Genomic DNA, 11,464 nt, shown 5'->3' on the forward strand with positions numbered 1-11,464 from the left:
TTCTTCCCGATTTCTATCTGTAGAGTCCGCAAGAGAGGCAGATTGCACGTTAGAGGTCATGAAGGAGCTGTCGTGCCCAAATTTGTTTACGGCTTCACCGAGGGCAACAGAGATCTCAAGGACCTGCTCGGAGGCAAGGGAGCCAACCTCGCCGAGATGACCAATCTCGGACTCCCCGTCCCTCCCGGCTTCACGATCACGACCGAGGCGTGCCGCCACTACCTCACCGCGGGAGCGTTCCCATCCGGACTTGAGGACGAGATCGACCAGCACCTCCGCGACCTTGAGCACGCGATGGGGCGCAGCCTTGGCCAGAGCGACGACCCGCTGCTCGTCAGCGTGCGGTCCGGCGCCAAGTTCTCCATGCCCGGCATGATGGAGACCGTTCTCAACATCGGCCTCAACGACGAATCCGTGCAGGGTCTCGCCAAGCAGGCCGGCGGCAACGACCGCTTCGCCTGGGACTCCTACCGCCGCCTCATCCAGATGTTCGGCAAGACCGTGCTCGGCATCGACGGCGAGCACTTCGAGGAGGCGCTGGACGAGCTGAAGGCCGAGTGCGGCGCCAAGGGCGACCTCGACCTCACCGCCGCCGACTTCCGCACCCTCGTCGGCACCTTCAAGGACATCGTGCGCGAGCAGACCGGGCAGGAGTTCCCGAGCGACCCGCGCGAGCAGATGCGCCTCGCCGTACTCGCCGTCTTCCACTCGTGGAACGCTCCGAGGGCCGTGCTCTACCGGCGCCAGGAGCGCATCCCCGCCGACCTCGGCACCGCCGTCAACATCGTCGCCATGGTCTTCGGCAACCTCGGCATGGAGTCCGGCACCGGCGTCGCCTTCACCAGGGACCCCGGCAGCGGCCAGCAGGGCGTCTACGGCGACTACCTGCAGAACGCCCAGGGCGAGGACGTCGTCGCCGGCATCCGCAACACCATGCCGCTCCAGGAGCTCGAACGCATCGACAAGGCGTCCTACGACGAGCTCATGCAGATCATGGAGAAGCTGGAGAACCACTACCGCGACCTCTGCGACATCGAATTCACCATCGAGCGCGGCAAGCTCTGGATGCTCCAGACTCGCGTCGGCAAGCGTACGGCCGCCGCCGCCTTCCGCATCGCCACCCAGCTCGTCGACCAGGGCCTCATCAACCTCGACGAGGCGGTCACCCGCGTCAGCGGCGACCAGCTCGCCCAGCTCATGTTCCCCAGGTTCGACAAGGCCACCGACGCCACGCTCATCACCAAGGGCATGAACGCCTCGCCCGGGGCCGCCGTCGGGCGCGCGGTGTTCTCCTCCGACCGCGCCGAGGAGCTCGCCGCCCGCGGCGAGGCTGTCATCCTCGTGCGGCGCGAGACCAACCCCGACGACCTGGGCGGCATGATCGCGGCCAGGGGCGTGCTGACCTCGCGCGGCGGCAAGACCTCCCACGCGGCCGTCGTCGCCCGCGGCATGGGCAAGACCTGTGTCTGCGGCGCCGAGGAGCTTGAGGTGTCCACCAAGGAGCGCCGCTTCACCGCCCCCGGCGGCGTCGTGGTCGAAGAGGGCGACGTCATCTCCATCGACGGGTCGAGCGGCGCGGTCTACCTTGGCGAGGTGCCCGTGGTGCCCTCGCCGGTGGTCGAGTACTTCGAGGGCGAGGGCGACCTCGACGACGAGCTCGTACGGGCCGTGCACCGCCTCATGGTCCACGCCGACGCCTCCCGCCGCCTCGCCGTACGCGCCAACGCCGACAACGCCGAGGACGCGGCCAGGGCACGCAGGTTCGGGGCCGAGGGCATCGGGCTGTGCCGTACGGAGCACATGTTCCTCGGGGACCGCAGGCAGCTCGTCGAGGACCTTATCCTGGCGACCGGCGACGAGGAGCGCGAGGCCGCGCTCTCCAAGCTCGAACCGCTGCAGCGCGCCGACTACGCCGAGATCTTCGAGGCGATGGACGGCCTGCCCGTCACGATCCGGCTCATCGACCCGCCGCTCCACGAGTTCCTGCCCGACCTGACCGAACTGTCGGTCAAGGTCGCCCTGGCCGGCGACGCCGCCACCGCCAAGGACCGCACTCTGCTGGAGTGCGTCAAGCGGCTGCACGAGCAGAACCCCATGCTCGGTCTGCGCGGTGTGCGGCTCGGGCTGGTCGTGCCCGGCCTGTTCGCCATGCAGGTGCGTGCCATCGCCGAGGCGGCGCGGGCACGCGCCGAGGCGGGCGGCGACGCCCGGGCCGAGATCATGATCCCGCTCGTCGGCGCGGTGCAGGAGCTGGAGCTCGTCCGCGAGGAGGCCGAGGGCATCCTCGCCGAGATCGGGGTCGACGCGCTCATCGGCACCATGATCGAGGTGCCGCGCGCCGCGCTCACCGCCGGGCAGATCGCCGAGGCCGCGCAGTTCTTCTCGTTCGGCACCAACGACCTGACCCAGATGACGTGGGGCTTCTCCCGCGACGACGTCGAGGCCTCCTTCTTCTCGCAGTACCTGGACCTCGGTATCTTCGGGGTTTCGCCGTTCGAGAGCCTTGACCGCGACGGTGTCGGCCGCCTCGTACGCATCGCCGTGGAGGAGGGCAGGAAGACCAGGCCCGACCTCAAGCTCGGCATCTGCGGCGAGCACGGCGGCGACCCCGAGTCGGTCCACTTCTGCCACGAGGCCGGGCTCGACTACGTGTCCTGCTCGCCGTTCCGCATCCCCGTGGCCCGCCTTGAGGCCGGCCGCGCGGCCCTGACCTCGGACGGCTCCGACACGCGGTGACACCGGAGTGACCACGGCAGCAGGGTACGGCAGGCGCATGCCGTACCCCGCTGCCGTCGAGCGACTATGCTCACTGCTCTTATGGCGCACTACGACCAGCATGACCAAGCCCGCTGGGTGCCTGAACCACCCGGCAATCCCGAGCGCGGCTCCTTCGAGCGCGACCGCGCCAGGGTGCTCCACAGTGCCGCTCTGCGCAGGCTCGCGGCCAAGACCCAGGTGGTGGGGCCGGGCGAGACCTACGATCTCGGCCAGCACATCCCCCGCACCAGGCTGACCCACTCGCTGGAGTGCGCGCAGGTCGGCAGGGAGATGGGCGAGACGCTCGGCGTCGACCCCGACCTGGTCGAGACCGCCTGCCTCGCCCACGATCTCGGGCATCCGCCGTTCGGGCACAACGGCGAGGTGGCGCTCGACGCCCTCGCCGGAGGCTGCGGCGGTTTCGAGGGCAACGCTCAGAGCCTGCGGCTGCTCACCCGGCTTGAGGCCAAGGTGCTGCACGAGGACGGGCGGGGCGCGGGGCTCAACCTCACCCGGGCCTCGCTCAACGCGGCACTGAAATACCCGTGGACCCGCCAGGCGAGGCCGGCTCACGCCGGGCCGAAATACGGCGTCTACCCTGACGACGCGCCGGTCTTCACGTGGATCCGGGAGGGCACCGCCCCCGGCAGGGTCTCCTTCGAAGCCCAGATCATGGACTGGGCCGACGACGTCGCCTACTCCGTGCACGACCTCGAAGACGCCCTGCACTCCGGCCACGTCACGCTCGACGCCCTGCGCGACCGCGGCCAGCGCCGCGAGATCGTCAAACGCGCCATCGAGTGGGACTGCCTCGACGCCGACCCGGCCGAGCTCGCCGAACTCCTCGACCGCTTCGTCGCCGAACCCCTCTGGCCGCGGCACTTCGACGGCGGCCTCGCCGACGTCGCCGGGCTCAAAGGGCTCACCAGCACCCTCATCGGCCGCTTCTGCCGCGCCGCCGAGACCGCCACCCGGGAGGCGTACGGCTCGCGCCCCGACCGCAGGTCCGCCGATCTCGTCGTGCCGAGGACGACCCGGCTCGAATGCGCCCTTCTCAAAGGCGTCATCGCGCATTATGTGATGTCGCGCGACGAGCATCACGCCAACCAGGCGAGGCAGCGCGACCTCATCGCCGAGCTCGGCGCGCTCATCACCCGCGGCGCGCCGGGCACCCTCGAACCCGCGTTCCGCCCGGCGTTCGAGCAGGCCGGCGGCGACGCGGCGAGGACCAGGGTCGTCATCGACCAGATCGCCTCCTTGACCGACACGTCCGCCGTCGCCTGGCACCGTCACCTGTCCCGCAGATCACGCTGACCTCACCTGCCGCGCGTTTTCCGGGGAATTGTTCGGCGGTAGTGGCGCGCTTGCGCCCAGTGACCGCGAAATACTGCGGGTGTCCCGGCCCGGCGGGCCGGCTCGGTTCGCCGGAACGGATTCATTGACGGCAGAGAGGCCAAACGCGTGACGACCTTTGTGATCATCGGTGCCGGGCTTGCGGGAGCCAAGGCGGCGCAGACGCTGAGAGACGAAGGGTTCGACGGCGACGTCGTGCTCCTCGGGGCGGAGAGCGAGCGCCCCTATGAGCGCCCGCCGCTGTCCAAGGGCTACCTGCAGGGCAGGTCCGAGCGCGAGAAGGTGTTCGTCCACACGCCCGAGTGGTATGCCGAGCACTCGGTGGACCTCCGGCAGGGGGCGACCGCCGTGGCGCTCGACCGCGACCGCCGCGTTGTCGAGCTGGACGGTGGCGGGACCGTGGCCTACGACAAGGCGCTGATCGCCACCGGGGCCACGCCGCGGGCTCTGAAGGTGCCCGGAGCCGACCTCGCCGGCGTGCGCACCCTGCGCACCATCCCCGACAGCGAGGCGCTGCGCGAGGCGTTCGCCAAGGGCGGCAGAGTCGTGATCGCCGGGGCGGGGTGGATCGGTCTGGAGACCGCCGCGGCGGCTCGCGCCGCCGGGTGCGAGGTGACGGTCGTCGAGCCCGAACCCACCCCGCTCCACCGTGTCCTCGGGCGCGAGCTCGGTGAGGTCTACGCGGGCGTCCACCGCCGGAACGGCGTCGAGTTCCGTTTCGGCACCGGCGTGGCCGAGATCGGCGGCGGCGACCGTGTGCGCGAGGTCGTGACGGCCGAAGGCGAGCGGCTCCCCGCCGACCTCGTGGTCGTGGGCATCGGCGCCGCCCCCAACGTCGGCCTCGCCGTCGAGGCCGGGCTCGACGTCAACGACGGCATCGTGGTGGACGCCTCCCTGCGCTCCTCAGACCCGCACGTCTACGCGGCGGGCGACGTGGCCGAGGCGTTCAATCCGCTTCTCGGACGCCACATCCGGGTCGAGCACTGGGCCAACGCGCTCAACGGCGGCCCCGCCGCGGCCCGGGCGATGCTCGGGCAGGAGGTCGTCTATGACCGCGTGCCGTACTTCTACACCGACCAGTTCGAACTCGGCATGGAGTTCTCTGGGGACATCCAGGGATATGACCGTGTCGTCTATCGGGGGTCGGTGGAGGAGCTGTCGTTCATCGCCTTCTGGCTGCGTGACAACCATGTCCTCGCCGGGATGAACGTCAACATCTGGGATGTGACCGGGCCGATCCAGGCGCTCATCCGGTCCGGCCGGCCGGTCGACCCCGACGCGCTGGCCGACCCGTCCCGTCCTCTCGACGGCCTGGCGGGCTGACACAGCGCTGACACAGCACGCCCCGGTCCCGGGCTCGGGCCGGCGGCGGCCCCGGACGCGTGGTGGGAGACCGCGTCCGGGGCGTGTCGCCGTACGGCGTGAGCCGACTTGAGGTCAGTGCCTGCCGTGGGAGGCGGCGCCGAGGTCCAGCGGCAGCGGCGTCGCGGGGGTGCGCTTCTTGCTCTTCTTCTTCGGCGGGGTCGGGGCGGGCGGCTGCTGCTGCCTTCCGCACAGCGTCGAGCACGGCAGCGTGGCCCCGACGCTCTTGCGCAGCGCCATGGTCTCCTCCCGGGGCGACAGCGTGGGGTTGCCCGAGCGCCAGGCGTCCAGGTAGTCCCAGGGTTTCACCATGCCCCGCCGTATCCACCAGTAGTGCGGCGAGGTCTTCCAGGAGATCGCGAAGTAGAGGTTGCTCGCCGTGGACTGCGCATTGCCCGAGTTGCCGATGCGGCCGAGCTGCCGGCCTGCCTTCACCTTGGTGCCGGGCCGGATGCCCGGCGCCACGGACTCCAGGTGTCCGCCGAGGTAGCGCACGCCGTCCGCGCCGATGACGGTCACGAAGAGCCCCTCGCGGTCCGGTCCGCGGTCGGTGGAGGAGCTCCAGCGGTTCACGGTCTGGACCTCGTCGACCACGCCGTCGACCGGCGAGACGAACGCGCATCCGCGATCCGCCCAGATCGTGCTCTTCGCCACCATCAGTAGCTCGCGGGCATAGGTCGTGCGGCAGCCCTTGACCGGAAACGTATATGTGTACTTGGACACCTTCGGCGGGGGCACCCGTACTGGTTCGTCCGCCATGGGCCTGGGTACGGCGGGGCTGTCGCCCGAAGGAGGCTTCTCGGGGATCGTGGCGGTGACGACGGGCGAAGGCGTCGAGACCGCGTTGACGGGCGCGGCCTTCAGCGTCGGCGGGCTTTCCGGCGCTCCGGCGCACGCCCCCGTCATCACGGCCGCCCCACTGATGGCCGCCAGTCGCAAGAGAGGGCCCGATCGCATGATCCCCACCTGTGTGTGTCGTCTGAACGGGATATTCGCCTACATTTGTAACCGACCCCCACATCCGTCATGGCATGTTCGGGAAAGTCCGACCTAGGATGCCATGTGCCGTACGGCGGAGCCCACTCCAGGCGGGGGCGCGAAGTGTCGGTGGCTCGCCGTAGACTCTCGACGTGGCAGGGCGGATCCGTGATGAGGACATCGCGCTCGTGCGTGAGCGCTCTCCGATCGCTGACGTGGTGGGCGAGCACGTGCAGTTGCGCAACGCGGGCGGAGGCAACCTGAAGGGGTTGTGCCCCTTCCATGAGGAGAAGGGCCCCTCGTTCAATGTGACGCCTGATCGAGGGCTGTTCTACTGTTTCGGCTGCGCCGTGGGCGGCGACGTCATCAAGTTCATCGAGATGATCGAGCACCTGACCTTCGGCGAGGCGGTCGAACGCCTCGCGGTCAGGGCGGGCATCCAGCTCCGCTATGAGCAGGGCGGCTATGTGCCGAAGCGCGAGCAGGGGGAGCGGGCCAGGCTGATCGAGGCCCACCGGGTCGCCGCCGAGTTCTACGCCGAGCGCCTCGCCGCGCCGGATGCGGCGCCGGGCAGGCGCTTCCTCGCCGAGCGGGGGTTCGAGCGGGCCGACGCCGAGCGTTTCGGGGTGGGCTACGGGCCCAACGAGTGGGAGGCGCTGGCGCGCCATCTGCTGGGGCGCGGCTTCACGACCGCCGAGCTGGTGAAGGGCGGGCTGGCCAAGGAGGGGCGCCGCGGTCCGATCGATCGCTTCCGAGGGCGGCTGATCTGGCCGATTCGCGATGCGACCGGAGACGTCATCGGATTCGGAGCGCGAAAGCTGCTTGAGACCGACGACGGCCCAAAATACTTGAACACTCCTGAAAGTCCTATTTATAAGAAGAGCTCGGTTCTTTACGGCATTGATCTGGCGAAGCGTGAGATCTCCAAGCGTTCCCAGGCGGTGATCGTCGAGGGATACACCGACGTGATGGCCTGCCACCTCGCCGGGGTGCCGACCGCCGTGGCGACCTGCGGCACCTCGTTCGGCGAGGAGCACATCAAGATCCTCCGTCGTTTCATGCTCGACCAGGCGGAGTTCCGCGGTGAGGTCATCTTCACCTTCGACGGCGACTCCGCAGGTCAGAAGGCCGCGCTGCGCGCGTTCGCCGACGACCAGAAGTTCGTGACGCAGACCTTCGTCGCCGTGCAGCCCGACGGTCTCGACCCCTGCGACCTGCGGGTCAAGGAGGGGGACGCGGCGGTGCGCGATCTCGTGGCCGGTCGCGAGCCGCTGTTCGCCTTCGCCATCCGCAGCGTGATCAACCGCTATGACCTGCGGGCCAACGAGGGGCGGCTCGCCGCGCTCGACGCCGCGGCCCCGATCGTGGCCGGCATCAAGGACAGCGCTCTCCGCAGGATGTACGCCGTCGACCTGGACCGCTGGCTCGGCATTCTCGACGAGCAGTTCGTGATCGAGAGGGTCGCGGAGGTCGCTCGGCGCACCGCCGCCGGCCCGCCCGGCTCCGGTAGAGGCAGGCAGCAGGAGCGCCCGCAGGAGCCCGAGAGCCCGCACGTCCGGGTCGAGGTCGAGGTGCTCAAGCTGGCCGTGCAGCGGCCGGCGCTGCTCGGGCCGGGCTTCGACGCCCTGGGCGACGAGAGTTTCAGCCGTCCCGAGCACGCGGCCTTCTACGGCCTCGTCCTGGCGGCCGGGGGTATGGGGGCGGCGGGTCACGGCGGCAGGGAGTGGACGGAGCGGCTCATCGAGGCCGCGACCGACGACATCCTCCGCTCGACGGTGACGCGGTTCGCCGTCGAAGCCCTGCGCGCCGAGTCGGACAGCGAGGAGAGATACGCGGCGGCGATGCTCGCCGCGCTGGAGGCGATCTCGGTCGATCGGGCGATCGCGCAGGTCAAGGGGCGGATGCAGCGACTCAACCCGGTTGAGCAGCAGCAAGACTACAACCGGTTGTTCGGGGAGCTTGTGGCGCTCGAACAGCAGCGGCGCACGCTTCGTGACCGGGCAGCGGGAAGTTGACCGGTTAATTCGCTTTACCTTTCCTGATCATCCTTCGACCAAACCCTATATAGATCTCAATTCGGTAATGGTTGCCGCCTTACCTTCGGTGACAAAAATAGGTCTGCCATTTTCAGCACCCAATCCAGCAGACTATGTTTTGTGGGTGCATCGGTGCTGCCAAGCGGACCACCGTCGGTTGATCAGGTGGCCGATCTCGTCGCGAGGGGAAGAGAGCGAGGAAGCGTCACCGTCGATGACGTGGCCGCCGCGCTCGACCGGTCGGAACTCCCGACGGACGCGCTCGAACGCGTGGTGCGGATGCTGGCCGAGCACGGAGTCGAAGTGCTGGAGCCCGTGGGCGACGACGAGTCCGGCAGAACCGACGACGAGGACCTCGGCAAGCGGGCCCCGACGAGCGACCTGGTCCGCATCTACCTCAGAGAGATCGGGCGGGTGCCGCTGCTCACCGCCGAGGAGGAGGTCGAGCTCGCCAAGTCCATCGAGGCCGGCCTGTTCGCCGAGGACAAGTTGACCAGCGATGTCGCGCGTCTGACCCTGCCCGAACTCCACGAACTCGTCTGGGAGGGCAACCAGGCGAAGCAGCGCCTCATCGAGGCGAACCTGAGGCTCGTCGTCTCCATCGCCAAGCGATATGTGGGCCGGGGAATGCTCTTCCTCGATCTCATCCAGGAAGGCAACCTCGGTCTGATCAGAGCGGTCGAGAAATTCGACTACACCAAAGGCTACAAGTTCTCGACGTACGCCACCTGGTGGATTCGCCAGGCCATCACCCGGGCTATAGCCGATCAGGCGCGCACGATAAGAATTCCCGTCCACATGGTCGAGACCATCAACAAACTCGTGCGCGTCCAGCGCCAGTTGCACCAGGATCTCGGGCGCGAACCCGTGCCTGAGGAGATCGCCCTCGAAATGGACCTCCCGGTGGACCGGGTGGTCGAGATCCAGCGCATCGCACAGGAGCCTGTCTCCCTCCAGTCGCCCATCGGCGAGGAGGACTCCGACCTCGGTGACTTCATCGAGGACGCCGACGCCGTCGTCCCCATGGAGGCAGCGGCGTTCATCATGCTCCAAGACCAGCTCGACGACATCCTCGCCACCCTCTCCGAACGCGAGCAGCGCATCATCCAGCTCCGCTTCGGCCTGTCCGACGGCCACCCCCGCACCTTGGAGGAGGTCGGCCGCGAGTTCGGCGTCACCCGCGAACGCATCCGCCAGATCGAATCCAAGACCCTCGCCAAACTCCGCCACCCCACCCGAGCGCAAATGCTGAAGGACTATCTCGACTGAGAGTCCCAGGCGCCTCTCCAGCGGTTGTTCCGCAGGCCACAGTTCGGCGGCCGGTTTGAGCCGGGCGGCCAATGCCAGGCACCGGGGAGCTGGCGAGAGTGGCCTCATGAGTGCTGACAGCATGGGGAGCAGCGGGAGCATCGGGAGCATCGTCAAGGACGTATGCGCGCCGTACATCAAGCCGGACGGGCCCGGGTTCGCGATCGCGGTGATCAGGGACGGCGAGGTGGTGTTCGCCGAGGGGTACGGCCTGGCCAGTCTGGAGTTCGGCGTGCCGATCACGCCGGAGACGCGGTTCGACATCGCCTCGACCAGCAAGCAGTTCACGGCGGCGGGCATCGCGCTGCTTGAGCAGGACGGCAAGCTGTCGGCGGGCGACGACATCCGCGACTACATGCCGGAGCTCGCGAGGCACTACCCGAAGATCACGGTCGGGCAGTTGGTGCACCACACGAGCGGCGTCCGCGACTACATCGCGCTGGCGGGCATGGCCGGGCGCTACATCGAGAACCTGTCCCCCGAGGACGAGGTGGTCGAGCTGCTGGCCAGGCAGCGCGGCCTGGACTTCGAGCCGGGCAGCCGTTTCAGCTACAGCAACTCCGGCTACCTGCTGATGGCCCGCCTGGTCAGGCTGGTGAGCGGGGTCACCTTCCGGGAGTTCCTGCACGCGCGTATCTTCGGGCCGCTCGGGATGGACTCCACGTTCGCTCGGGACGACTACCGCGAGGTCGTTCACCGCCGGGCCACGGGCTACACGCCGGGGCCGGACGGCGGAATGGTCGTCGACAATCCGTGGATCGACGTCGTCGGGGACGGTGCCGTACAGACGACGGTGGGCGACCTGGCGCTGTGGGACCGGCAGTTCTACGGGAGCACACTGCCGGACGGCGACGACCTGATCCGGCGGCTGCTGGTCAGGGGTCGGCTCAATGACGGCACCGAACTGGGCTACGCCTACGGGTTGATGCTCGACGAGCGGGGCGGTCGCCGTACGGTGCACCACGGCGGGTCGTGGGGCGGGTTCCGTTCGCAGTTCCTCCGGTTCCCCGACGACCGGCTCACGGTGATCGTGCTGGCGAACTGCCCGTCCACCGATCCGAACGCGGTGGCGCACGGCGTGGCCGAGCGTGTGCTGGGCCTGTCGGGGCCGGGTTCCGGCGGGGCGGGCGGCCGTGCGGAGCGGCCCGAGGCGCCGGACCTCGCCGACAAGGTCGGCTGGTATCGCGACGCCGAAGGCACGACATTCCTCGAACTGCTGGTGTCCGACGAGGGGCCGGGCGTCCGGCTGCTCGGCGACGTGCTTCCGCTGGAGCCGGCCGGGAGCCCCAAGGACGGGCAGCAGCGGTTCGGGATAGGCGGCTTCGGGCTGGACGCGGCGCTGACCGTGCGGGCCGACGGGTCGTTGCACGTGGAGGTCCACCACATGCTCGACGCCACGCTGAGGCAGGTCGAGGGCTCCGCCGTACCGGACCCGGGATTGGCGGGCACGTACTACAGCGACGAGTTGGACGCGGTCTACAGGATCACGGTCGACGAGCGCGGTGTACGGCTGCGCCGCGGCTGGCGTGAGCCGGAGGAGCTGACGCCGACGGGCGAAGGGTTCTATGTGTCGGGACTTCTTGTCCTTGAACACAGCGGGCCGGACATCACCGTGAAGGATCCCCGGGCCGTTGGACTCCGCTTCACCCGGCGGGACTGACGGGCCTGCC

General features: G+C 69.1%; 7 protein-coding genes. 6 read left to right on the plus strand and 1 reads right to left on the minus strand.

What is annotated here, in order from left to right:
* Nucleotides 1-72 precede the first annotated feature (72 nt).
* The 3 genes from ppdK to BLQ73_RS02805 all read left to right on the plus strand — a co-directional run bounded on the left by ppdK (nt 73) and on the right by BLQ73_RS02805 (nt 5,433).
* The gene (gene ppdK / locus BLQ73_RS02795) at nt 73-2,736 is read left to right on the plus strand and encodes a pyruvate, phosphate dikinase (protein WP_093167907.1); all 2,664 of its coding nucleotides are present in this window, start codon (nt 73-75) and stop codon (nt 2,734-2,736) included.
* A gap of 81 nt (nt 2,737-2,817) precedes the next feature.
* The gene (locus BLQ73_RS02800; protein ID WP_093167909.1) at nt 2,818-4,071 is read left to right on the plus strand and encodes a deoxyguanosinetriphosphate triphosphohydrolase; all 1,254 of its coding nucleotides are present in this window, start codon (nt 2,818-2,820) and stop codon (nt 4,069-4,071) included.
* A gap of 147 nt (nt 4,072-4,218) precedes the next feature.
* Nucleotides 4,219-5,433, plus strand: coding sequence for an NAD(P)/FAD-dependent oxidoreductase (locus BLQ73_RS02805; protein ID WP_245690742.1), 1,215 nt, complete (start codon nt 4,219-4,221; stop codon nt 5,431-5,433).
* Between the two features lie 114 nt (nt 5,434-5,547).
* On the opposite strand, the gene BLQ73_RS02810 is transcribed toward BLQ73_RS02805, so the two are convergent.
* The gene (locus tag BLQ73_RS02810; RefSeq protein ID WP_093168180.1) at nt 5,548-6,429 is read right to left on the minus strand and encodes a M23 family metallopeptidase; all 882 of its coding nucleotides are present in this window, start codon (nt 6,427-6,429) and stop codon (nt 5,548-5,550) included.
* A gap of 173 nt (nt 6,430-6,602) precedes the next feature.
* Here BLQ73_RS02810 and dnaG point away from each other — a divergent pair, with 173 nt between their 5' ends.
* From dnaG to BLQ73_RS02825, 3 genes are all read left to right on the plus strand, one after another.
* A complete protein-coding gene (gene dnaG, locus BLQ73_RS02815; RefSeq protein ID WP_093167911.1) occupies nt 6,603-8,465 on the plus strand; it encodes a DNA primase in 1,863 nt (620 codons plus the stop codon).
* Nucleotides 8,466-8,651: 186 nt separating this feature from the next.
* Nucleotides 8,652-9,755 carry an RNA polymerase sigma factor RpoD gene (rpoD, locus tag BLQ73_RS02820; RefSeq protein ID WP_245690743.1) on the plus strand — a complete coding sequence of 368 codons (1,104 nt, stop codon included), beginning with the start codon at nt 8,652-8,654 and terminating at the stop codon, nt 9,753-9,755.
* A gap of 106 nt (nt 9,756-9,861) precedes the next feature.
* Nucleotides 9,862-11,454 carry a serine hydrolase domain-containing protein gene (locus tag BLQ73_RS02825; RefSeq protein WP_093167915.1) on the plus strand — a complete coding sequence of 531 codons (1,593 nt, stop codon included), beginning with the start codon at nt 9,862-9,864 and terminating at the stop codon, nt 11,452-11,454.
* Nucleotides 11,455-11,464 lie beyond the last annotated feature (10 nt).

The organism is Sinosporangium album (assembly GCF_900100605.1).
Classification (GTDB): domain Bacteria; phylum Actinomycetota; class Actinomycetes; order Streptosporangiales; family Streptosporangiaceae; genus Sinosporangium; species Sinosporangium album.